The sequence below is a fragment of the Pseudomonas sp. LFS044 genome (assembly GCF_047978245.1).
In the GTDB taxonomy this organism is placed as follows: domain Bacteria; phylum Pseudomonadota; class Gammaproteobacteria; order Pseudomonadales; family Pseudomonadaceae; genus Aquipseudomonas.
In genome coordinates, this window is sequence record NZ_JBFPFX010000038.1 from 33747 (window position 1) to 56459 (window position 22713).

Below are 22713 nucleotides of genomic sequence, written 5' to 3' on the forward strand. Positions count from 1 at the left end.
CGAGCGGGCGGATGCGTGCGCATGCCGCATCCCCGCCTGGGCCATCGAGCAAGTGGACGGAACGGTGGGCGCCCAAAAGGCGCCTGAACAATATAGAAACTGTGGAGACACCCACCCATGCAAACCGACACAACTCGCGAGAACCCGCAGGCCCAAGCGCCGCAGGCCGCCGATTCCAACCAGGATCTGGCTGCCACCGCTCCGGGTCAACTGCGCGTGATCAAGCGCAACGGCACTGTCGTCGCCTACACCGACGACAAGATCACCGTGGCCATCACCAAGGCGTTCCTCGCAGTTGAAGGCGGCACCGCCGCTGCCTCGTCGCGCATCCACGACACCGTCGCGCGCCTGACCGAGCAGGTCACCGCCACGTTCAAGCGTCGCATGCCATCGGGTGGCACCATCCACATCGAAGAAATCCAGGACCAGGTCGAACTGGCCCTGATGCGCGCTGGCGAGCAAAAGGTCGCCCGTGACTACGTGATCTACCGCGACCAACGCGCCAAAGAGCGCGCCACCCGCGCCAACACCGACGCCGTGGTCGAGCCGCACCCAAGCATCCGCATCACCCTGGCCGACGGCAGCCTGGCGCCGCTCGACATGGCGCGCCTGAACACCATCATCAGCGAAGCCTGCGAAGGCCTGGCCGAAGTCGATGGCGACCTGATCCAGCGCGAAACCCTGAAAAACCTCTACGACGGCGTGGCCATCAAGGACGTCAACACCGCCCTGGTGATGACCGCCCGTACCCTGGTAGAGCGCGAGCCGAACTACTCGTTCGTGACTGCCCGCCTGCTGATGGACACCCTGCGTGCCGAAGGCCTGGGCTTCCTCAGCGTTGCCGACAGCGCCACCCACCACGAGATGGCCGACCTGTACGCCAAGGCCCTGCCGGCCTACGTCGCCAAAGGTATCGAATTCGAACTGCTGAACCCGGCCCTGGCCGACTTCGACCTGGAAAAACTGGGCAAGGCGATCAACCACGAGCGCGACCAGCAGTTCACCTACCTGGGCCTGCAAACCCTCTACGACCGCTACTTCATCCACAAGGATGGCGTGCGCTTCGAGCTGCCACAGGTGTTCTTCATGCGTGTGGCCATGGGCCTGGCGCTGGAAGAGAAAGAAAAAGAAGCCCGTGCGATCGAGTTCTACAACCTGTTGTCGTCCTTCGACTACATGGCCTCGACCCCGACCCTGTTCAACGCCGGCACCCTGCGCCCGCAGCTGTCGAGCTGCTACCTGACCACCGTGCCGGACGACCTGTCGGGCATCTACCACGCGATCCACGACAACGCCATGCTGTCGAAATTCGCCGGTGGCCTGGGCAACGACTGGACCCCTGTGCGTGCACTGGGCTCCTACATCAAGGGCACCAACGGTAAATCCCAGGGCGTCGTGCCGTTCCTGAAAGTGGTCAACGACACCGCCGTTGCCGTCAACCAGGGTGGCAAGCGCAAAGGCGCTGTGTGTGCCTACCTGGAAACCTGGCACCTGGACATCGAAGAATTCATCGAGCTGCGCAAGAACACCGGTGATGACCGTCGTCGTACCCACGACATGAACACCGCCAACTGGATCCCTGACCTGTTCATGAAGCGCGTCTTCGATGACGGCAAGTGGACCCTGTTCTCGCCGTCGGAAGTGCCAGACCTGCACGACCTGACCGGCAAGGCCTTCGAAGAGCGCTACGAGTACTACGAAGCCCTGACCGAATACAACAAGATCAAGGTGTTCAAGACCATCCAGGCCAAAGACCTGTGGCGCAAGATGCTCTCGATGCTGTTCGAGACCGGCCACCCATGGCTGACCTTCAAGGACCCGTGCAACCTGCGTTCGCCGCAGCAGCACGTGGGCGTGGTACACAGCTCGAACCTGTGCACCGAGATCACCCTGAACACCAACAAGGACGAGATCGCGGTCTGCAACTTGGGCTCGATCAACCTGCCGAACCACATCGTCGACGGCAAGCTGGACACCGCCAAGCTGCAACGCACCGTGAACACCGCCGTGCGCATGCTCGACAACGTGATCGACATCAACTACTACTCGGTACCGCAAGCGCGTAACTCGAACCTCAAGCACCGCCCGGTCGGCCTGGGCATCATGGGCTTCCAGGACGCACTGTACCTGCAGCACATCGCCTACGGTTCCGACGCTGCCGTCGAATTCGCCGACAAGTCGATGGAAGCGGTCAGCTACTTCGCCATCCAGGCCTCCTGCGACCTGGCCGACGAGCGCGGCGCCTACGAGACCTTCCAGGGTTCGCTGTGGTCCAAAGGCATCCTGCCGCTGGATTCGCAACAGATCCTGATCGAGGCGCGTGGCCAGAAGTACATCGACGTCGACCTGAACGAGTCCCTGGACTGGGCGCCGGTCCGTGCCCGCGTGCAGAAAGGTATTCGTAACTCGAACATCATGGCCATCGCGCCGACCGCGACCATCGCCAACATCACTGGTGTGTCGCAGTCCATCGAGCCGACCTACCAGAACCTGTACGTGAAATCGAACCTGTCGGGCGAGTTCACCGTGATCAACCCGTACCTGGTTCGCGACCTCAAGGCCCGCGGCCTGTGGGACTCGGTCATGATCAACGACCTGAAGTACTACGACGGTTCGGTGCAGCAGATCGAGCGTATCCCGCAAGAGCTGAAAGACCTGTACGCCACCGCGTTCGAAGTCGAAACCAAGTGGATCGTCGATGCCGCCTCGCGTCGCCAGAAGTGGATCGACCAGGCTCAGTCGCTGAACCTGTACATCGCCGGCGCCTCGGGCAAGAAGCTGGACGTGACCTACCGCATGGCCTGGTACCGTGGCCTGAAAACCACCTACTACCTCCGTGCCCTGGCCGCGACCAGCACCGAGAAGTCGACCATCAACACCGGCAAGCTCAACGCCGTTTCCAGCGGCGGCGACAGCGCCCCGGCCCAGGCCGCCGGCCCAGCGCCAGTGCCGAAGGCTTGCGCGATCGACGAGCCGGATTGCGAAGCCTGCCAGTAAGGCTTTCGCACCGCTGAGGTGAACATGCCGCCTCAACCGCCTTCGGGGGGGTTGAGGCGGTATTTTTTTGCCTCAAGAAAAGGCCGCACGCGGCCGTTACACGCACCACTACCGATAGGTGCTGACCGAGATCAAAACACCATATGCTGTGCCGATAAAAAAAAATCACACAAGATATAGGATCAGATCTCATTTACGGCTAGACTCACATCCGTGTTTGAAACAACAGGTTTCAGGTGAACGGAAGCACGCAATGCCGGTCGAAAAATTACCTTCGCATGGCCTTTGCGCCGCCCCGATCCACCCTGAATTCCGGTATACTTCGCGCCCCCAAAAAGGGTTGAGCTAATGATCGACTGCGAGACGCAAGCGCCGCTTGCCCAGACCGCACGTTTTATCGTGGCCGTACAGCTTTCAGGCGCCTTGGCCCCTCGCTCGAGGGTAGGACAAGCGCTGACTCGAACAACTTCAAATGTGACGAGAGCCCGCTCTCACTGCCTGCCGTAACGCCTGATGGGTCTTGCGCAGTACAGGCATCACCTCAAAATCCAACCGGTTGCCACGAGCAACCCTCAAGCAGGAGCCAAACCATGCTGAGCTGGGACGAATTCGATAACGAAGACGGCGAAGTCGCCGCCAAAAGCAACACCCCTGCGCAAGCCGCCGCTGCCGCCACCCTCGACAAGCTCGACAGCGCCGGCGGTGCCGCCGCCCTGGAAGCCCGTGCGGCCACCGCAGCTGACTCGGACGCCGTGAAACGCGCCAAGGCCGCCCTCGACGCCCTCGACGTCGCCGAAGGCCTGGCCGAGCTGGAAGGCTCCGCAGCCCGTGTTGCCGTTGACGAAAAGCGCATGATCAACTGCCGCGCCGACCTCAATCAGCTGGTGCCCTTCAAGTACGACTGGGCCTGGCAGAAGTACCTCGATGGCTGCGCCAACCACTGGATGCCGCAAGAGGTCAACATGACCGCCGACATCGCCCTGTGGAAGAGCCAGGACGGCCTGACCGAAGACGAGCGCCGCATCGTGATGCGCAACCTCGGCTTCTTCTCCACCGCCGACTCGCTGGTTGCCAACAACCTGGCCCTGGCCGTGTACCGACTGATCACCAACCCGGAGTGCCGCCAGTACATCCTGCGCCAGGCCTTCGAAGAGGCGATCCACACCCACGCCTACCAGTACTGCATCGAGTCGCTGGGCATGGATGAAGGCGAGATCTTCAACATGTACCACGAGATCCCGTCGGTCGCGAAGAAAGCCGCCTGGGGCCTGAAGTACACCCGCGCCATCTCCGACCCGGAATTCAACACCGGCACCGTCGAGACCGACAAAGAGCTGCTGCGCAACCTGATCGCCTACTACTGCGTGCTGGAAGGCATCTTCTTCTACTGCGGCTTCACCCAGATCCTCTCCATGGGCCGCCGCAACAAGATGACCGGCGTGGCCGAGCAGTTCCAGTACATCCTGCGTGACGAGTCGATGCACCTGAACTTCGGCATCGACGTGATCAACCAGATCAAGATCGAGAACCCGCACCTGTGGGACGCGGCGATGAAGGAAGAAGCGACCCAGATGATCCTGCAAGGGACCCAGCTGGAGATCGAATACGCCCGTGACACCATGCCACGCGGCGTACTGGGCATGAACGCCGCGATGATGGAGGACTACCTCAAGTTCATCGCCAACCGTCGCCTGACCCAGATTGGCCTGAAGGAAGAGTACCCAGGGACCACCAACCCGTTCCCGTGGATGAGCGAGATCATGGACTTGAAGAAAGAGAAGAACTTCTTTGAGACGCGGGTGATCGAGTATCAGACGGGTGGGGCGTTGAGCTGGGATTAATATCCAAAGGGCTGCCAAGAGGCAGCCCTTTTTTATTGAGGAATTAAATCGAGGCCAAATAATGTGAACAGTATGATCGATCTATTTTTAAAGCTACTCAATGAAAGAAATAGCGAACTGCAAAACAAGGTAGCCTACCTCACTACAGATCTGGGGCTTTGATTGAGCGCTCCACCAGCTCAAACTCGGAAACGGAATCTTAGACCTACCCTCCTCTATCCCCGGCAACCAGAGCCAAAGCAAACAGTCTGACAAACAAACTTTCAGAAACGGACTACAGCTATTAAGTTTGACGGGTACGCCTGATCGACTTACCTTTCTCAGCGGCGCCTAAGAAACGCCTCACGTAGCGGTCAATCCGCCCCGACAGATGCGGCTTTTTTGTGCCTGTGGTCTAATCCTGCGCGCAGAAAACGTGTTATGTCGGGAGCGGACTAATACAAGACCCGCAAGGGGAATACGTCCGGTCCGCTACGTGGGATTTCTTAGCTCCCGACACCCAGCCCTAAGAAAGCTGAAATCACGTAGAGGTGAAGGCAATGCCTATCAAGCCTAGCAATACCGTACCTTCCGCACATGCACCACACCTGCTCGAGTATTTAGATATTGGGGAGGACAGCCATGACTGACCTTCACACCCCCACCCTCTTCACCCGCCATAACCGCCCCCTCCACACCCTCTGGCTCGAATCCCAAGCCTGGTTCTGCGCGCACGAACTCGGCCGACTGAGCGCTCGCTTCTTCGATGAACATTGCGTTCGCAAACTCGACCCGGACCAGTACCGCAACGTGCAGCTGCTGCGCTATGGGCAGTGTCAAGAGACCATGATGGTCAGCGAATCCGGGGCCTACACCTTATTGGCGCATCATCACATTCCGGAGAACCGTCATCTGCGCTGGTGGCTGACGCATGAGGTGGTGGGCGTGCTGCGCGATGGGCAGGCGGCAGCGTTCGAGGATGTGCCGCGACTTGGACAGATGTGTTGGCCAGGCGGGCGTACGGCGACGCTGTTGTATTGGCAAAGTGAGCCCTGGGTTCGGATGCGGGATATGCCGGTAATGATGGCGGGGGAAGCGACCGGACAGCTGCCGATGGCGAAGCGCAAGATGAGCTGGCGCGAGTGCGCGCAGCGGGCGTTGCGCATGCATGGCGTCTAAAGAGTTGCTGTGAGCGCCACGTAGCGGATGCCGATAAACGCTCTTCATAAAAGCCTCTATAAGCATGCTTAAGCCACTTAAGGATGCTTATAGAGGCGTTAAATGCTGAGATCCTAGGGGCTCGCTGCCTACCTCGAATGCGCTGCAGAACCCAGTGGAAGACGTAGCATCCATGATTCGTCGGCCCATACATTCGGTTAGGTATCCAGTCACTCCGGTTTTTCAGCACATATAAGCCGTGCTATAGCCACACTTATCTACGATAAGAACGCTTATAGAAGGTCTTAAAATGCAGGCTTTCCCCTTGATGTGTACCGACCGACTGACAAAAATCGGGCTTTTGATCAAAACCAGACGGCTAGAACGCCGATTCCGTCAGAAGGATCTTGCAGCTCAATCCGGCCTATCCATCACCACGCTGAGCAAAATCGAAGCAGGTACGCCTACCGTGGAAATGCGCAGCTATATGACCGCACTGTGGCATCTCGGACTGCTTGAGGATGTCTTCAGAGAAATCCCAGAGACCTCCCCCGCGCCCTACACCACAGAGCATCGCGTGCGGCTCAAGCGTATCTCAGAGGATGATTTCTAATGCCTTCACTGTACATCTACATCAGCAACCCGGATCGCTTGAGGTCACCGCGCTCCGGCGCCTTACCGTGGAAAAAGGGTGTGGATGAGTTCGTCTACAGCCCCTGAATGACCTGCAAGCACAGTATTCGATTGTCAACCGGGGGGACAACTGGATAAGGAAGAGGCCTCGCCCACGCCGACAAGGGGCAGAAGTGTGCCCGACATGGAACAAGCCAGTCGCGTGGTCGAGGGCGAGGCCGTAGATGAGTATAGGGCCGGTTGGCGGAGACGCCAAACCCTCTCGCAGCGCTTCCATTCAGGCTTGACTTAATCAGGAGCCGCCAAGCGGCTCCTGATACCTAGCGTCAGGCAGTGACGGCGTTGTCCGCCTGCGCTTGCGGTGCGTCTAGCAGGTTGTGCAGTGTATTGAGGAACAGATCAAAGCTCATGATCCCGTTACCCACGGTCGACAGCAGTGTTTGGCCGCTCTCGTCCTTGATAACGACCAACTCGGTCCACTGATTGAGATCGACATTGGCCAGGCTGCTCAACGAGACCTTACGGCCATCGATATCAAGCGCGTCGCGGGTGACGGTCAGGGGCTTGGTGGTGACGTTGAAGAAGTCGCCACTGATCCGCTTGCCCCATACCTGTTTGGTGTCGAGATAGTTGAACTGCACCCCGCCACCATTTTGAAGCGTGGCGTATACCGCTGGCAGCCGTTCGTTCAGATACTGGTCGCGCACTTGTTCGATAAAGGCGAACAGGCCCTTGAGGTGCGGATTGACCCGGCGGAAAGGCTCGCTTGCGTTGCGCCGATAAGCCAGGTTGTTGGTGAGGCCTGCGAAGGCTGTCTGGCCAGAGGCGAACAGGTACAAGTCATTCATCTCGCTGAAAGGCACGTAGTCACGTTCGCTGCCGATGATCTGGCAGATGCCTTTTTCGTAGACCTCGTAACGCGCTTTGCGCAGCTTTGTCTGCCACAGGGCCAGAGCAAACATGCTCAGCCCGAGCACGGCCAACAAGGCGACGGTGAAGTAGAAGATTTGCTTGGGTCCGTTGAATTGCAGGTCGCTGGCGACGCTCAGGTACCCGACGAAAGCGGCCAAGCCGAGGAAGATGCTGCCCAGGATGAGCATGCTGATGATCAGCGCCTTGCCGTAGCCATAGGTGCCCAGCAGGTTACCGGTGGACGTGGGTGGGGTGGATTGCATGGTGGAGCCTCCTTGCGTGTGGAATGACGTCATGTCGATAGTGGCAGTAAGACATGTAGTGTTATCAATCGTTCATGGGGACGTGGGTCCGCTTGGTACGCAAACGCTTACAGAGGCGTTTTACTATCTCGCCGAGCCCTAAATCCAACATAACGTGTCTTAACCCCCTAATCCGCTCCTAATACACAAAACTCTGGAGTTACCTGGCAATCAACTCTCTTAACACCGACTTTAGTCGTAGTATCTCTTTGAAGAAGGGGTGATGCCCAGGCTAGAGCTTCTGTTGATCCAATATGCATCTCAAAAAGGTGCTACCCCAGGAGCTGTCGCCTCTAAAGGCGTTGACATTACCGTCTGTGCTTGCTAAAAAATCGCCACAGTTGTACGACAACACATAACAAAAACAACAATCAGCGGATGATCTGCCATGTCGACATCAATCGCGCTACACCCACGCCTTTCGCTTTCCCCCACGCAATCACTCACGGCCACCTAGTGCCGTAACCCTGCTTCACCCTCCCTGGCCCAGACGGGCCCGTTACTCACCCGCCCCTGCTGCAGGCCGCTTGCGCGTGCCCGGTGGACGGGCTGCCACACCCTTTTTGTGGAGCACAACAATAATGAAAATCTGCCAAACCCTCCCCTTTGCCCTGCTGGGTGCCGGCGTGATTGCGGGCCTGCCAGGCGCCAGCCTGGCCGCAGGCTTCGTCGAGGACAGCAAGGCCACCCTGGGCCTGCGCAATTTCTACATCAACCGTAACTTCACCAACCCCAGCAACCCGCAGAGCAAGGCCGAAGAGTGGACGCAAAGCTTCATTCTCGATGCGCGTTCGGGCTTTACCGAAGGGCCGATCGGGTTCGGTGTGGATGTGCTGGGGTTGTGGTCGTTGAAGCTCGATGGCGGTGGCGGCACTTACGGCACCGCGCTGTTGCCGCGGCATGACGATGGGCGGCCGGCGGATGATTACGGGCGCCTGGCGGTGGCGGGCAAAGCGCGGATCTCGAAGACCGAACTGAAGATCGGCGAGTGGATGCCGGTGCTGCCGATCCTGCGCTCCGACGATGGCCGCTCGCTGCCGCAAACCTTCCGCGGTGGGCAGGTGACGTCCAGCGAAGTTGCCGGGCTGACGCTGTATGGCGGGCAGTTCCGTGGCAACAGCCCGCGCAACGACGCGAGCATGGAGGACATGAGTTACGGCGGGGGGGTGTCGGACCGGTTCAACTTTGTTGGCGGCGAGTACAAGTTCAACCAGGACCGCACGCTGGTCGGGCTGTGGAATGCGGTGCTCAAGGACGTGTATGAGCAGCAGTACCTGCAACTGACCCACAGCCAGCCGGTGGGCAGCTGGACCTTTGGCGCCAACCTGGGCTACTTCCATGGGGGCGAGGACGGCTCCGAGAAGGCCGGGAAGCTGGACAACAAGACATATTCGGGGATGTTCTCGGCCAGATATGGCGGTAACACCTTCTGGGTGGGCCTGCAGAAGGTCGATGGCGATACCTGGATGCGGGTCAACGGCACCAGCGGCGGAACGCTGGCCAACGATAGCTACAACTCAAGCTTCGACAACGCCAACGAGCGCTCGTGGCAGGTACGACATGACTTCAACTTTGTCACCTTGGGCGTGCCGGGGCTGACCTTGATGAACCGCTACATCAGCGGGCAGGACGTACACACCGGGGCGGTGACCGATGGCAAGGAGTGGGTACGCGAGTCGGAGCTGGGGTATGTGATCCAGAGCGGGCCGTTCAAGGACCTGAGCGTGAAGTGGCGCAATTCGAGCATTCGGCGGGATTACAGCAATAACGAGTTCGACGAGAACCGGTTGATCTTCAACTACCCGTTGTCGTTGTTGTAATGGCGTAAGCCTTGGGGCCGCGTCGCGGCCCATCGCAGGCAAGCCAGCTCCCACAGGTTATTGCGCAAGCTCATGGATTGAGCAGGACAGCGTGGGCGCCGCTTTGCTGGGGATGAGGCCATCAGGGTCACAGAATTAACATTGACAACTCCGGAAGCCGCTACCGATAATCAGCAAAGTCATACGACAACTTACAACAACTAACAAATAGAGCCGGCCATGACCACTACCCCCCTCAATCGCCTGCTGCTCACCGGAGCCGCAGGCGGCCTGGGCAAGGTCCTTCGCGAACGCCTGCAAGGTTACGCCGAGGTACTGCGCCTTTCCGATATCAGCCCGATGGCGCCCGCCGCGGGCCCGCATGAAGAGGTCGTGGCCTGCGACCTTGCCGACAAGGCAGCGGTACATGCCCTGGTGGAAGGCGTCGACGCCATCATCCACTTCGGCGGCGTCTCCACCGAACACGCCTTCGAAGACATCCTCGGCCCCAACATCTGTGGCGTATTCCACGTCTACGAGGCGGCGCGCAAGCATGGGGTCAAGCGCATCATCTTCGCCAGCTCCAACCACACCATCGGCTTCTACCGCCAGGACGAGCGCATCGACGCCCACTCCCCGCGCCGCCCCGACAGCTACTACGGGCTGTCCAAATGCTACGGCGAGGACGTCGCCAGCTTCTACTTCGACCGCTATGGCATCGAGACCGTCAGTATCCGCATCGGCTCGTCCTTCCCGCAGCCGCAGAACCCACGGATGCTCTGCACCTGGCTGAGCTACGACGACCTGGTGCAACTGATCGAACGCGGGCTGTTCACGCCAGATGTCGGCCACACCATCGTCTACGGCGCCTCCGACAACCGCACCGTGTGGTGGGACAACCGCCACGCCGAGCACCTGGGTTACGTGCCAAAGGACACCTCCGAAGTGTTCCGCGAAGCGGTAGAGGCCCAGCCGGCGCCAGCCGCCGATGACCCGAGCATGGTCTATCAGGGCGGCGCCTTCGCCGTGGCCGGACCGTTCAACTGACACCTGCGCGCCAGGAGGCACCGCCATGAACTGCGAACTGATCGTCGACGCCCGCAACGGCACCGGCGAAAGCCCCGTGTGGCACCCCATTGAACAGGCCCTGTACTGGGTCGACATCCCCGCCCGCCAGCTGCATCGCTGGCAGGATGGTGCCCACCAGACCTGGCTGGGTGACGAGATGCTCGCCTGCATCGCCCGTACCGAAAATGGCTGGGTTGCCGGTATGGAAAGCGGCATCTTCCAGCTCGAAGCCAAGGCCGATGGCAGCCTCGACAGCCGCCTGCTGACGTCCGTGGACCATGCCCAGAGCGGCATGCGCTTCAACGATGGGCGCTGCGATCGCCAGGGCCGCATGTGGGCCGGGACGATGTTGATGGACATGCCCCAAGGCGCCCACGTGGGTGCGCTGTACCGCCACGACGGCGAGGGGCAGTTGCACCTGCAACAGGATGGCATGATCGTGCCCAACGGCCTGGCCTTCAGCCCCGACGGCACTCGCATGTACCTGTCCGATTCGCACCCCAATGTGCAGAAGATCTGGGTGTTCGACTACGACATCGACAGCGGCACACCGTACAACAAGCGGCTGTTCGTCGACATGCGCGCCTTCCCCGGCCGCCCTGACGGCGCCGCCATCGACCAGGATGGCTGCTACTGGATCTGCGGCAACGACGCCGGCCAGATCCACCGCTTCACCCCCGACGGCCGGCTCGACCGCTCACTCAACGTACCGGTGAAAAAGCCCGCCATGTGCGCCTTCGGCGGCGCCAACCTGGACACCTTGTTCGTTACCTCGATTCGCCCTGCGGGGGTCGACCTTTCCGATCAGCCGCTGGCGGGTGGGGTATTCGCCTTCGAGCTTGGCGTCAAAGGCCTGGAGGAGCCTGCCTACCGAGGGTGAACGCGACACTGCCGCACCTGCACCGACACGACCGAAACCAGATAATAAAAAACACGGAGTTTCATCATGACCCTCAAACGCAAGCTGCTTCTTGCCACACTCCCGTTCGCTTTCAGCCTCGCCCTGCCAGCCCACGCGCTGGACATCAAGTTCGCCGAGATTCACCCGGCCGGCTACCCGACCGTGGTCGCCGAGCAGAACATGGGCAAGAAGCTTGAAGCCGCCAGCAATGGCGAAATCACCTTCAAGATGTTCGCCGGTGGCGTACTCGGCTCGGAGAAGGAAGTCATCGAGCAGGCGCAGATCGGCGCCGTGCAGATGACCCGCGTGAGCCTGGGGATCGTCGGCCCGGTGGTGCCGGACGTGAACGTGTTCAACATGCCGTTCGTGTTCCGCGACCATGAGCACATGCGCAAGATCATCGATGGCGACATCGGCCAGGAGATCCTCGACAAGATCACCAACTCCGAATTCAACCTGGTGGCCCTGGCCTGGATGGATGGCGGCTCGCGCAGCATCTACACCAAAAAACCGGTGCGCAGCCTTGAAGACCTCAAGGGCATGAAGATCCGCGTGCAGGGCAACCCGCTGTTCATCGACATGATGAACGCCATGGGCGGCAACGGCATCGCCATGGATACCGGCGAGATCTTCAGCGCACTGCAGACGGGCGTGATCGACGGCGCCGAAAACAACCCGCCGACCCTGCTCGAGCACAACCACTTCCAGAGCGCCAAGTACTACACCCTCACCGGCCACCTGATCCTGCCGGAGCCGGTGGTGATGTCCAAGACTACCTGGAACAAGCTCACCCCTGAGCAGCAGGTGCTGGTGAAGAAAGTCGCTCGCGAAGCGCAGATGGAGGAGCGCGCGCTGTGGGACGCCAAGTCCGCCGCCAGTGAAGAGAAGCTCAAGGCCGCTGGCGTTGAGTTCATCGCTGTCGACAAGAAGCCGTTCTATGACGCCACTGCCTCGGTGCGCGAGAAGTACGGCGCGCAGTATGCCGACTTGATGAAGCGTATCGACGCGGTCCAGTAACACCGGCCCCCTTCCAAGATGACCTCGGCAGCGCGACGCCCGTCGCCCTGCCGCTTTGGTGATGCCTATGAAAACGCTTTTTCTGCGCGTCAACGACACGCTGTACCGCGGCTGTATCTGGGTTGCCGGCCTGTCGATCCTGACCATGTCGCTGATCATCCCCTGGGGCATCTTTGCCCGCTACGTGCTGGGCACCGGTTCCAGCTGGCCGGAGCCGGTGTCGATCCTGCTGATGGTGCTGTTTACCTTCGTCGGCGCCGCCGCCAGCTACCGCGCCGGGGCACACATGGCGGTTGGAATGATCACCGACCGCCTGCCACCGCTGCAGCGCCAGCTGGTCGCCCTGCTGGTGCAGCTGCTGATGATCCTGGTGTGCGTGTTCATGACCTGGTACGGCACCAAGCTGTGCCTCACCACCTGGAACCAGTCGCTGGCTTCTTTACCGGGCGTGCGGGTGGGCATGACCTACGCGCCAATCCCGCTCGGTGGCGTGCTGACACTGATTTTCGTGCTGGAAAAACTCCTGCTGGGCGATCAGAGCAACCGCAAGGTGGTGCGCTTCGACCTGGTGGAAGAAAACGAAGGAGCTGCGTAAATGGATGCGTTCATTCTGTTGGGCAGCTTCATCGTGCTCATCCTCATCGGCATGCCGGTGGCCTATGCGCTGGGCCTGTCGGCGCTGATTGGCGCCTGGTGGATCGACATTCCGCTGCAAGCGATGATGATCCAGGTGGCCAGTGGGGTTAACAAGTTTTCGCTGCTGGCGATCCCGTTCTTCGTGCTGGCCGGTGCGATCATGGCCGAGGGCGGTATGTCGCGGCGGCTGGTGGCCTTTGCCGGGGTGCTGGTGGGCTTCGTGCGCGGCGGGCTGTCGCTGGTCAACATCATGGCCTCGACCTTCTTCGGGGCGATCTCCGGCTCGTCGGTGGCCGATACCGCGTCGGTGGGTTCGGTGCTGATCCCGGAAATGGAGCGCAAGGGCTACCCGCGCGAGTTCTCCACTGCGGTGACCGTCAGCGGCTCGGTGCAGGCGCTGCTGACCCCGCCCAGCCACAACTCGGTGCTGTACTCGCTGGCAGCGGGCGGCACGGTGTCGATCGCTTCGCTGTTCATGGCCGGGGTCATGCCGGGGCTGCTGTTGAGCGCGGTGATGATGGGGCTGTGCCTGATTTTCGCGAAGAAGCGCGATTACCCCAAGGGCGAGGTGATCCCACTGCGCCAGGCGCTGAAGATTGCCGGTGAAGCGCTGTGGGGCCTGATGGCGATGGTGATCATCCTCGGCGGTATCCTCTCGGGCGTGTTCACCGCTACCGAGTCGGCCGCAGTGGCGGTGGTGTGGTCGTTCTTCGTGACCATGTTCATCTACCGCGACTACAAGTGGCGCGACCTGCCCAAGTTGATGCACCGCACCGTGCGCACCATCTCGATCGTGATGATTTTGATCGGCTTTGCCGCCAGCTTCGGCTACGTGATGACGTTGATGCAGATCCCGTCGAAGATCACCACGGCGTTTCTGACGCTTTCGGACAACCGTTACGTGATCCTCATGTGCATCAACTTCATGCTCCTGCTGCTGGGCACGGTGATGGACATGGCGCCGCTGATCCTGATTCTCACCCCGATCCTGCTGCCGGTGATCAACGGCATCGGCGTGGACCCGGTGCATTTCGGCATGATCATGCTGGTCAACCTCGGCATCGGGTTGATCACCCCACCGGTGGGTGCGGTGCTGTTCGTCGGGTCGGCGATCGGCAAGGTGAGCATCGAGGCCACGGTGAAGGCACTGCTGCCGTTCTACCTGGCGCTGTTCCTGGTACTCATGGCCGTGACCTACATCCCGGCGATCTCGCTGTGGCTGCCGAGCGTGGTGTTGTAACAGACCTAATCTGGGGCCGCTATGCGGCCCATCGCCGGCGAGCCGGCTCCCACAGGTACAACGCCGATCTGATGGATTATGCAAAACCTGTAGGCGCTGGCTTGCCTGCGATGGGCTGCGCAGCAGCCCCCTGCAAATGGACCCTGCACATGGCGGTCGCTGTTTCTACCTCACTTTTCCCGCGCAAGCTGGCGGTCGCGCTGCTGGCGCTGCTGGCCTGCTCGTTCGCCGGCAACCACATCGCCGCGCGCATTGCCTTCGATGACGACACAGGCGTGCTGCTGGCGATCCTCTGTCGCTCCGGTATCACCTTTCTGGTGCTGGCCAGCCTGGTACTGTGGCAGCGCCAGCCGCTGAGCCTGCCAACCGGTGCGCGGCGCTGGCAACTGTTGCTCGGCCTGCTGATCGCTACCCAGAGCCTGTGCCTGTACTCGGCGGTGGCGCGCATCCCGGTAGCCTTGGCGCTGCTGGTGGGCAACACCTTCCCGATGCTGCTGGCCCTGCTCACCTGGGCGCTCGGCGGCGCCCGCCCCACCGGCCGCACCGTGCTGTTCATGGGCCTGATCCTGTGTGGCCTGGTACTGGCGCTGGACGTACCGGCGCACCTGGGCAGCAATGGCGAGGCCAACCCGCACTGGCTGTTGGGCGTGAGCCTGGCGTTCTGCGCCGCCTGCGTATTCGCCTGCGCGCTGTGGATCACCGACCACAAACTGGCGGCCGTGCGCGGCCCGGTGCGCAGCCTGCTGACCTTGCTGATCGTGTTCGCCAGCATGCTGGTGGCCGGGGCCAGCGGGGCCATGCCGTCTGGCCTGGCGTTGCCCGCCAGTGGCAGCGGCTGGGCGGCCTTGGCCAGCCTGGTGGTGTTGTACGGCGTGGCCTTTACCTTGCTGTTCGTCTGCGTGCCGCGGCTGAACATGGCGCAAAACGCACCGGTGATGAATGTCGAACCTATCGCCACATTGCTGCTGGGCTGGGCGTTGCTCGACCAGCAGCTCAGCGGCGTGCAACTGCTAGGCGGTGCCGTGGTGGTATGCGGCATCGTCCTGCTGACCTACCGCCGGGCGAGCTGAGCCCATTCTGAAAGGAGCCCTCGATGGCTGTCACCCAACTGCACTTGCAAGACCGCCTGACCCGGCTCACGCTCGCACCCGAACTGGGCGCCAGCTTGGTCAATTGGGAGGTCATGGCAACAGGGCAAGCCCTGCTGCGCCATAGCGACCAGGCTGCCCTGGCCAGCGGTACCCCGCGACCGCTGGGGTGCTACCCGTTGGCGCCCTGGTCCAACCGCATTGCCGAGGGGGGCTTCGTGCGGCCCGAAGGTTGGCTGCCGTTGGCGCCCAATACCGCGCACGACCCCTACCCGATCCATGGTACTGCCTGGCAGCAGGCCTGGCAGGTGGACCACCACAGTGCGCGGCGTGCCCGGCTGATGCTCCACAGCAAGCTACCGTTTACCTATCGAGCCGTCTTGGATGTGCACTTGCACGACGGGTGCCTGAGGCTTGACCTGCACGTGACGCATCTGGATGAAGCCGCCACCTGGTATGGGCTGGGGTTGCACCCTTACTTTCCGCGCCATCCCGACACGCGTCTGCGGGCAACGGCGCGGCATGTGTGGCTGGCCGAAGAGGGGCAACTGCCTTCGTATCAGGCAGAGATTCCTCAGGGCTGGACCTTCGACGCACCGGGCCCACTGCCGACGACAGTGGTCGATCATGCGTTCGGCGGGTGGCCCGGACATTGCGTGATCGAGCAGCCCAGTGCGGGTTATCAGCTGGAGTGCAGTGCCAGTGGTACCGAGCATTTCCTGTTGTTCTGCCCGCAGGGCAAGCCGTTCTTTTGCTTTGAGCCGGTCAGCCATCCGATCAATGCGCATCACCTACCTGGGCGACCCGGGTTGCGGTTGCTGCAACAGGGCGAGGAGATGAGCCTGGGGTTCACGATGGTGTACCGGGCGCTTTGAACGGATTGCCTGCGAGGGGCTGCAAAGCAGCCCTTCTCTCAAGCTCAAACCAGGACTTCGCGACTGGCCGCAGCCGGACGCGCAGGCGACTCGCTCCGCACCTCCCGCGCCACCTTCCAGACCAACACTGCCGCGACGATATCGAACGCTGCCAGCACCACGAACAGCGGGCTATAGCCGATCTGCGTCACCAGAATGCCGAACACCAGGGTAAATACCGCCGCCCCCAGGTACCCGCACATACCGCCCATACCGGTGGCCGTCGCCACCTGGTCTTTGCTGAACGAGTCCGAGGTGATCGAGTACAGCGCCCCCGACAGCGTCTGGTGCGCGAAGCCGCCGATGCACAGCAGCAGGATCGCGGTGTACGGGCTTTCCACCAGGCCGATGCAGGCTGGGCCGATCATGCAGCTGGCGCCGAACACCAACACCATCTTGCGCGAGGTGAACAACGACACCTTGAAGTAGCGGTGGAACAGTGGGCTGAGGTAACCGCCAAGCACGCAACCGATGTCGGCAGCGAGGAACGGCAGCCAGGCAAACATCGCCACCTCCTTGATGTTCATGTGCCGCTCGGTCATCAGGTACAGCGGGATCCAGGCATTGAAGGTCTGCCAGGCCGGCTCCGAAAGGATGCGCGCCGAAGCGATGGCGTAGAAGTTGCGGGTCTTGAAAATGCGCTTCCAGGCGCCCTTCTCACGTTTCTCTTCCTTGAAATGCGCTTCCTGGCCGGAAAGGATGTAGTCACGTTCTTGCGCGCTCAGGCGTTTCTGATCGCGTGGGTGCTTGTAGAACAGCATCCACAGCACGGTCCAGACGATGCCGGATACCCCGACGATGACAAAGGCCAGTTGCCAGCCGCTGTGCAGGATTGCCCAGACCACCAATGGCGGCGCCAGCAAGGCCCCCAACGATGAGCCGATGTTGAACCAGCCGATGGCCACCGAACGCTCCTTGGCCGGGAACCACTCGGTGGTGGCCTTGACGCCGGCGGGCAAGCCGGCCGCTTCGGTCATCCCCAACAGGCCGCGCATGAACGCCATGCTCTGCCAGCCGGTCGCCAATGCCGCGCCGGCGCAGGCCACTGACCACGCCATGGCGAAGACGGCGAAGCCCAGCTTGGTGCCGATGAAGTCGATGAACCAGCCGGCGATAGGCTGCATGAGGGCGTAGCACACCTGCCAGGCAGCGACGATCTTGGCGTATTGCTCGGTGCTGATGGACAGGTCGGTCATCAAGGTGGGGGCAGCCACCGACAAGGTGTTGCGGGCGAGGTAGTTGACGACGAGCCCAGCCGTGACAAGGCTGACCATCCACCAACGGATGCCTTTCATCTTCATGGTTCACCTGAATATTATTTTTAGAGGTGCGGGTGATTGCCTCAAGCGCCGGCAGGGCTAATTGAGACAAATTATTTCAGGCGAAGATTGCCACGTCATAGGTCGTCGTACAACATAAATTACTCAACAACGACTCCATCGGTGTTTCGCGGGGAAATCACCGGATTATGGCGAGCAGATGTAGTACGACTTAATCCAGCGACTGGGCGCGCAGGCCCTGCGCCAGCAGGTCGACAAACGCGCGCACCTTGGCCGAGCCGTATTTGCTCTCCCGGTGCAGCACATGGATCGGCCACGGCGCCTCCTCGTACTCGGCAAGGATCACCTGCAACTGGCCGTTGGCGATTTCGTCGACCACCTGGTAGGACAGCAGCCGGGCAATCCCCAAACCACCCACCGCCGCCGCGATGGCACCGTCGTTGCTGGTCACGGTGAGCCTCGGTTTCATGCGCACCATGGTCGGTTCGTCGGTCACCCCGAACCGCCAGCCAGCACGTGGGGACAGGTTGGTGGTGGCGATCACCGCATGCTCCGGCAAGTCCGAGGGGTGCTGCGGCACGCCATGCCGCGCCAGGTAGGCAGGTGAGGCGCAGAGCATGCGCCGCACCTTGCCTACGCGCAGGGCCTTGAGGCCGGAATCAGGCAGCGGGCCGATGCGCACGGCCACGTCCATGCCCTCCTCGACCAGGTTGACGATGCGGTCGAGAAAATACGCCGACACATCCACGTCGGGGTATTGCTGCAGGTAGCGCACGATGCAGGGCATGACGAACTTCTTGCCGAACAGGATCGGCGCGGTCACCGCCAGTTCGCCTTTGGGCGTGGCATTGATGCCGGCGGCGGCCTCATCGGCCTCGGCGATGCTGGCGAGGATATGGCGGGTGTCTTCCAGGTAGCGCCCACCCGCCTCGGTCACGCGCACGCTGCGGGTGGTACGCAGCAGCAGCTTGACCCCGAGCTGGTCTTCCAGGGCGCTGACGGCGCGCGTGACCGCCGCAGGCGAGATGTCCAGGCGGCGGGCTGCAGCGGCGAAGCTTTCCAGCTCGCCAACGGCGACGAACACCTTCATCAGGTGAATCTGGTCCATGCCGGCTCCTGGGCATCGTGGGTGGGGGGATTATCGGTTATCTGCAGGTTTTGTGCTGGCTTTGCCGGCGTCATCGCGCGTAGTAGCGTGCTTGCCCGCGGTGAAGCCGGCAAAGGCGAAATCAAAGCTCCAGCACCAGCGCTTGCACACCCTCCTCTGCCTGGGCAGGCACCGCGCAGCAGATCAGTGCCGTACCGCTTTCCGGCAGTTCGGCAGGCGGGTTCGGGTAATGCACCTGACCACTCACCACCTTCGTCTTGCAGGTGCCACACGAACCCCCACGGCAGCTGAAATCCGGCGACAGCCCTCGGGCCTCGGCAAGCTCCAGCAAGGTGCCGCTGCCCGGCGCCCAACGCGCTTCTTTAGCAGAACTGGCAAAGTACACCGGCACCGGTTCGCTGGCTGCAGGCGGCTGCTTGAGCGTGGGCTCGTTATCGTCGGTATGCCGCCTGAGCGTCGACGGGCCGAAGGCTTCGGCATGAATGCGCGCATCCGGAACGTGCACTGCGCGCAGCCCCTCGTAGAAGTCTTGCGTGAAGCTGGCTGGACCGCACAGGTAGAAGTCGTAGTCATCCAGCGCCAGGGTGTCCTTGACCTGCCCGATACCGAGGCGGCCGGCATGGTCGTAGTCGCGCCCCTGAACAGCGTCGGGCTCTGGCTGGCTCAGCGAACGATGCACGCTCAACAGGCCGCCGGCCTGCTGGCGCAGGTCGCTCAACTCCTGCTGGAACGGCAGCTCGGCGAGGCTGCGAGCACCGTGAAACAGGTGAATACGCCGGCCCTGACGCTTGGCCAACTGCTCACGCAGCATGGCAATCAGCGGGGTTATGCCCACGCCCGCGCCAATCAATACGATGGGCCTGTCACTGTCATCATGCAGGGTGAAGCTGCCCATGGGCAGGCGCACTTCGAGCATGTCTCCTACCCCGACTTGCTCATGCAAGTAACGTGACGCAGGGCCCTGGGCCTTGACGCTGATGCGCAGGTGGCCGTCCGACGGCGCGCAAGAAAGGCTGTAGGTACGAATCGACGGCATGTCGCCCCCCAGCGGCAGACGCACAGGAATATGCTGACCCGGGGCGAACGTCACCGGGGCATCTGCAGCCAGGTAGAACGACCGGATATCACGGCTTTCCTGCTCCACCCGCTCTACCCGCCATTTCAGCCACTGGCGCTGCCGCTCGGCTTGTTTCAGGCGTTGCTCGGCCTCACGCCAGGTGCCGGTCATCAGGCTGGTCGGCGCGTACTCCTGAAATGCCCAGCGCAGTGACACGCCCGCACGGCGCAGCACCACGTGTTCGACGTCAAGCGTCCACAACCGCTCGGCACCTTCGAAGGCCTTGATCAACGGGCTGTCGAGCACCACCTCGGCGTGCCCGGTCACCTGCAGTACATCACCGTTGCTGAAATCGACGAACAACAAGCCCGCTTGCGGGTTCTCGAGGAGGTTGCCAAGGGTGTTGAAGTGCAGGTTGCCGGCATAGTCAGGGATCGTCAGGCGATTACCCTCGACGTTCACGAACCCAGGCCTGCCACCCCGGTGCGAGACGTCCACCGAGCGATGGCCATCGGCGTGGTCGACGTAGCTGGCGACGAAGAACGTGTCGGCCTGCTCGATCATTTCCAGCGCATGGTCAGCCAGCTCTACCGAGTCCAGCCGCCCTTGCGCCGGTTCATCGACACGGGTGTAGGCGCGCTGCTGGATATACTGCGGGCAGTTGCCGAAGGCATGCTCCACTGCCACCGCCAGCTGGCTGCCGGACGCCTGCCGGATCAGCCCATTGATACGGTTGCGGCGCCGGCTGTGCAGCTCGATCCCGAGCAGGCCGATCGCCCCGCCTGCCACCAGACCTGGGGTTGCCGGGTCGTCGCTGACGAGGGCAGCGTCGATCAGCAGTTGCTGCGGGTCAGGCGAGCTGATGAAGCCTTCCGGGCCTTCGAGGAGCGTCGCCCACGGTTTGCCGTGCGCATCCACGGCACCTGCAACCAGAAACGGCAGCTGCCGGTAGAAATCGCGGTGCTGGTCGGGCATGTAGTCACGAATGACCTTCTGCCCGAACACCTCCATGCGTTCCGCCACACCGGCCTGTTCCTGCAGCCGTTTCTCGCCAGCGTGCCAAGGGGAAGTACGAGGGTCTGGTAGTTCTTGCATGGCGGCGTTCCTCGATGGGGTGGCGGCTCAGGCGCTGGCTTGCAGGCCCACGGCGGTACGTGGCATGGCGACGAAGCCGGGCAGCGCTTCGACACGTGCCAGCCAGGCACGTACATTGGGGTACGGGTCCAGCGAGACATTGCCCTCGGGGGCGTGGGCGATATAGGAGTAGTTGGCAACGTCGGCGAGGGTTGGCTCACTGCCCACCAGGAACGGCGTCTTGGCCAGTTCGGCATCCATCACCTTGAGCAAGCTGTGGGCACGGCCGATGACTTCGTCGGTGTTGAACGAGGCGCCGAACACCGTGACCAGGCGAGCGGCAGCAGGGCCGAAAGCAACGGGCCCGGCAGCAACCGACAGCCAGCGTTGCACGCGGGCGGCGGCAAGCGGGTCATGGGGCAGCCACTTTCCACTTTTGTCGTAAGTACTCGCGAGGTAGACGAGGATGGCGTTGGAGTCGGCGATGACAGTACCGTTGTCATCGATCACAGGCACTTGGCCGAACGGGTTGATGGCGAGAAATTCCGGCTGCTTGTGCGCCCCTTTGGCCAGGTCGACGAAGACCAGTTCGGTGGGCAGGTTGAGCAGTGAAAGCATCAGCTCGATGCGGTGGGCATGGCCGGACTTGGGGAAGTTGTAGAGTTTGATCATGGTCTGCGCTCCAGGGGTGGCACCGGGGTGGTGCTGCTGGAACACATGCTGCGCTGATTCGGCGGTCAGCAGAATCAGCGCGCAGGGGAGATCATAATTTCGCCAGGCGAAATAATGACTCGAAGTAGATCAATGGCGTTGCTGCTTCTGGTACCGGTACAAACCCTTGGCCGCCTCCACCACCTGCGGCACACACGCCTGTAGCTCAGCGAAACTCATGGTATCGAGCAATTCGAAGTTGTCCTCCAGACCATGCAGGGAAATGGCCTTGAGCAGTTGGTCCTGCTGCGCAGGCAGCTCACCCCATGCTGCGACCTGGGTACCGCGCATATAACCGAAGCACCACTCTTCCATGATGACTGCCGGCCCTTCTTCGGCTTCGCTCTGTTCGAACAGCGGCTCGAACCCCTCTAGGTCAGCCGCCAGCTGTTCCGCCACCTGGTGGGCATAGCGCAGCATTAGCGCGGTGTAGGCTTCTTCATGGGCAGGCTTCTTGAATTTCGGCACCTTGCCACCGGCAACCGACGGTAGCCATTGCTCGGGGTTGATCCTGACCGGGGAGCTGGCCAAGGCGGTGAAGAAACCGTTGAGCTCGGCCAGGTTGAGCACCGAGTAGTCGTTACCGTAGGTGATCAGCAGGTCTTCGAGGCGGTCGAGTTCTTTGTCGCTGAGCGCGGGGAGCATGTGCGGTGTCCTGGGGTGAAGATTTGCCTGCACCCTAGCACATGGGGAATGGATCGAGGGATATGTTGCCTAGCCGAAAGCATTCGCGGGCCAAGCCCGCTCCCACACGTACTACACAGTTCCTGAGAACTATGCTGACGTGTAGGAGCGGGCTTGTCCCGCGAACAGGGGGCTTTAAGCCTTACACCGCCAGCGCGCGCTCACGCAGCTCGCTGTTGAGGATGCGGTCGTTTTCGCTGTAGTCCACCGGGCAGTCGATCACGTGCACGCCCGGGGTCTTGATGCAGTGCTCGAGCAGCGGCAGCAAGCCTTCGGCGCTTTCCACACGGTGGCCATTGGCACCGTAGGCTTCG

18 protein-coding genes and 1 pseudogene are annotated in these 22713 nt (G+C 61.7%); 12 read left to right on the forward strand and 7 right to left on the reverse strand.

Annotation, left to right across the window (positions count from 1 at the left end; translation table 11 throughout):
* Nucleotides 1-117 precede the first annotated feature (117 nt).
* The 4 genes from ACNQPL_RS24450 (at nucleotide 118) to ACNQPL_RS24465 (ending at nucleotide 6588) form a co-directional block, all read left to right on the forward strand.
* Nucleotides 118-2997, forward strand: a complete 2880-nt coding sequence (locus ACNQPL_RS24450; protein WP_416468122.1) for a ribonucleoside-diphosphate reductase subunit alpha — start codon at nucleotides 118-120, stop codon at nucleotides 2995-2997.
* Nucleotides 2998-3587: 590 nt separating this feature from the next.
* Entirely contained in the window at nucleotides 3588-4838 is a 1251-nt protein-coding gene (locus ACNQPL_RS24455) for a ribonucleotide-diphosphate reductase subunit beta (RefSeq protein WP_346616147.1), read from the forward strand.
* 621 nt (nucleotides 4839-5459) lie between these two features.
* On the forward strand, nucleotides 5460-5996 hold the full coding sequence (locus ACNQPL_RS24460; RefSeq protein WP_416468123.1) for a Bro-N domain-containing protein: 537 nt from the start codon (nucleotides 5460-5462) through the stop codon (nucleotides 5994-5996).
* Between the two features lie 289 nt (nucleotides 5997-6285).
* Nucleotides 6286-6588 (forward strand): helix-turn-helix domain-containing protein, encoded by a 303-nt coding sequence (locus ACNQPL_RS24465; RefSeq protein ID WP_346616149.1) that lies wholly within the window; start codon nucleotides 6286-6288, stop codon nucleotides 6586-6588.
* Between the two features lie 346 nt (nucleotides 6589-6934).
* Here ACNQPL_RS24465 and ACNQPL_RS24470 read toward each other — a convergent pair whose 3' ends face one another.
* Nucleotides 6935-7783 carry a hypothetical protein gene (locus ACNQPL_RS24470; protein WP_416468124.1) on the reverse strand — a complete coding sequence of 283 codons (849 nt, stop codon included), beginning with the start codon at nucleotides 7781-7783 and terminating at the stop codon, nucleotides 6935-6937.
* Between the two features lie 620 nt (nucleotides 7784-8403).
* Between ACNQPL_RS24470 and ACNQPL_RS24475 the strand changes: the two genes are divergently transcribed.
* The 8 genes from ACNQPL_RS24475 to ACNQPL_RS24510 all read left to right on the forward strand — a co-directional run bounded on the left by ACNQPL_RS24475 (nucleotide 8404) and on the right by ACNQPL_RS24510 (nucleotide 16446).
* Entirely contained in the window at nucleotides 8404-9642 is a 1239-nt protein-coding gene (locus ACNQPL_RS24475) for an OprD family porin (protein ID WP_416468125.1), read from the forward strand.
* 219 nt (nucleotides 9643-9861) lie between these two features.
* A complete protein-coding gene (locus ACNQPL_RS24480) occupies nucleotides 9862-10668 on the forward strand; it encodes an NAD(P)-dependent oxidoreductase (RefSeq protein WP_346616152.1) in 807 nt (268 codons plus the stop codon).
* Between the two features lie 25 nt (nucleotides 10669-10693).
* Nucleotides 10694-11569: a glucurono-1,5-lactonase gene (locus tag ACNQPL_RS24485; protein WP_416468126.1), complete on the forward strand. Its 876-nt coding sequence runs from the start codon at nucleotides 10694-10696 to the stop codon at nucleotides 11567-11569.
* A 66-nt stretch (nucleotides 11570-11635) separates the two neighbouring features.
* Entirely contained in the window at nucleotides 11636-12607 is a 972-nt protein-coding gene (locus tag ACNQPL_RS24490) for a TRAP transporter substrate-binding protein (protein WP_416468127.1), read from the forward strand.
* Nucleotides 12608-12674: 67 nt separating this feature from the next.
* The gene (locus tag ACNQPL_RS24495) at nucleotides 12675-13202 is read left to right on the forward strand and encodes a TRAP transporter small permease (RefSeq protein WP_346616155.1); all 528 of its coding nucleotides are present in this window, start codon (nucleotides 12675-12677) and stop codon (nucleotides 13200-13202) included.
* Nucleotides 13203-14483, forward strand: a complete 1281-nt coding sequence (locus ACNQPL_RS24500; protein ID WP_346616156.1) for a TRAP transporter large permease — start codon at nucleotides 13203-13205, stop codon at nucleotides 14481-14483.
* Nucleotides 14484-14632: 149 nt separating this feature from the next.
* The gene (locus ACNQPL_RS24505) at nucleotides 14633-15553 is read left to right on the forward strand and encodes an EamA family transporter (protein ID WP_416468128.1); all 921 of its coding nucleotides are present in this window, start codon (nucleotides 14633-14635) and stop codon (nucleotides 15551-15553) included.
* Between the two features lie 23 nt (nucleotides 15554-15576).
* Nucleotides 15577-16446, forward strand: a complete 870-nt coding sequence (locus ACNQPL_RS24510) for an aldose 1-epimerase (RefSeq protein WP_416468129.1) — start codon at nucleotides 15577-15579, stop codon at nucleotides 16444-16446.
* Nucleotides 16447-16490: 44 nt separating this feature from the next.
* Here ACNQPL_RS24510 and ACNQPL_RS24515 read toward each other — a convergent pair whose 3' ends face one another.
* The 6 genes and pseudogenes from ACNQPL_RS24515 to ACNQPL_RS24540 form a co-directional block, all read right to left on the reverse strand.
* The gene (locus ACNQPL_RS24515; protein ID WP_416468130.1) at nucleotides 16491-17786 is read right to left on the reverse strand and encodes an MFS transporter; all 1296 of its coding nucleotides are present in this window, start codon (nucleotides 17784-17786) and stop codon (nucleotides 16491-16493) included.
* A 190-nt stretch (nucleotides 17787-17976) separates the two neighbouring features.
* Nucleotides 17977-18873: a LysR family transcriptional regulator gene (locus ACNQPL_RS24520; RefSeq protein WP_416468131.1), complete on the reverse strand. Its 897-nt coding sequence runs from the start codon at nucleotides 18871-18873 to the stop codon at nucleotides 17977-17979.
* A 121-nt stretch (nucleotides 18874-18994) separates the two neighbouring features.
* Complete coding sequence (locus tag ACNQPL_RS24525; protein WP_416468132.1) at nucleotides 18995-21025, reverse strand: pyridoxamine 5'-phosphate oxidase family protein; 2031 nt, start codon at nucleotides 21023-21025, stop codon at nucleotides 18995-18997.
* Nucleotides 21026-21052: 27 nt separating this feature from the next.
* Nucleotides 21053-21676 carry a glutathione S-transferase gene (locus ACNQPL_RS24530; protein ID WP_346616162.1) on the reverse strand — a complete coding sequence of 208 codons (624 nt, stop codon included), beginning with the start codon at nucleotides 21674-21676 and terminating at the stop codon, nucleotides 21053-21055.
* Nucleotides 21677-21805: 129 nt separating this feature from the next.
* Complete coding sequence (locus tag ACNQPL_RS24535; RefSeq protein WP_416468133.1) at nucleotides 21806-22360, reverse strand: UPF0149 family protein; 555 nt, start codon at nucleotides 22358-22360, stop codon at nucleotides 21806-21808.
* A gap of 181 nt (nucleotides 22361-22541) precedes the next feature.
* Nucleotides 22542-22713 (reverse strand): annotated as a pseudogene (locus tag ACNQPL_RS24540) (acetolactate synthase large subunit); the annotation flags it as partial.

Bases quoted from the DNA above. Each gene is read 5' to 3' on its own strand.
- ACNQPL_RS24450 (WP_416468122.1), top strand. From the start codon at position 118: ATGCAAACCGACACAACTCGCGAGAACCCGCAGGCCCAAGCGCCGCAG.
- ACNQPL_RS24455 (WP_346616147.1), top strand. From the start codon at position 3,588: ATGCTGAGCTGGGACGAATTCGATAACGAAGACGGCGAAGTCGCCGCC.
- ACNQPL_RS24460 (WP_416468123.1), top strand. From the start codon at position 5,460: ATGACTGACCTTCACACCCCCACCCTCTTCACCCGCCATAACCGCCCC.
- ACNQPL_RS24465 (WP_346616149.1), top strand. From the start codon at position 6,286: ATGCAGGCTTTCCCCTTGATGTGTACCGACCGACTGACAAAAATCGGG.
- ACNQPL_RS24470 (WP_416468124.1), bottom strand. From the start codon at position 7,783: ATGCAATCCACCCCACCCACGTCCACCGGTAACCTGCTGGGCACCTAT.
- ACNQPL_RS24475 (WP_416468125.1), top strand. From the start codon at position 8,404: ATGAAAATCTGCCAAACCCTCCCCTTTGCCCTGCTGGGTGCCGGCGTG.
- ACNQPL_RS24480 (WP_346616152.1), top strand. From the start codon at position 9,862: ATGACCACTACCCCCCTCAATCGCCTGCTGCTCACCGGAGCCGCAGGC.
- ACNQPL_RS24485 (WP_416468126.1), top strand. From the start codon at position 10,694: ATGAACTGCGAACTGATCGTCGACGCCCGCAACGGCACCGGCGAAAGC.
- ACNQPL_RS24490 (WP_416468127.1), top strand. From the start codon at position 11,636: ATGACCCTCAAACGCAAGCTGCTTCTTGCCACACTCCCGTTCGCTTTC.
- ACNQPL_RS24495 (WP_346616155.1), top strand. From the start codon at position 12,675: ATGAAAACGCTTTTTCTGCGCGTCAACGACACGCTGTACCGCGGCTGT.
- ACNQPL_RS24500 (WP_346616156.1), top strand. From the start codon at position 13,203: ATGGATGCGTTCATTCTGTTGGGCAGCTTCATCGTGCTCATCCTCATC.
- ACNQPL_RS24505 (WP_416468128.1), top strand. From the start codon at position 14,633: ATGGCGGTCGCTGTTTCTACCTCACTTTTCCCGCGCAAGCTGGCGGTC.
- ACNQPL_RS24510 (WP_416468129.1), top strand. From the start codon at position 15,577: ATGGCTGTCACCCAACTGCACTTGCAAGACCGCCTGACCCGGCTCACG.
- ACNQPL_RS24515 (WP_416468130.1), bottom strand. From the start codon at position 17,786: ATGAAGATGAAAGGCATCCGTTGGTGGATGGTCAGCCTTGTCACGGCT.
- ACNQPL_RS24520 (WP_416468131.1), bottom strand. From the start codon at position 18,873: ATGGACCAGATTCACCTGATGAAGGTGTTCGTCGCCGTTGGCGAGCTG.
- ACNQPL_RS24525 (WP_416468132.1), bottom strand. From the start codon at position 21,025: ATGCAAGAACTACCAGACCCTCGTACTTCCCCTTGGCACGCTGGCGAG.
- ACNQPL_RS24530 (WP_346616162.1), bottom strand. From the start codon at position 21,676: ATGATCAAACTCTACAACTTCCCCAAGTCCGGCCATGCCCACCGCATC.
- ACNQPL_RS24535 (WP_416468133.1), bottom strand. From the start codon at position 22,360: ATGCTCCCCGCGCTCAGCGACAAAGAACTCGACCGCCTCGAAGACCTG.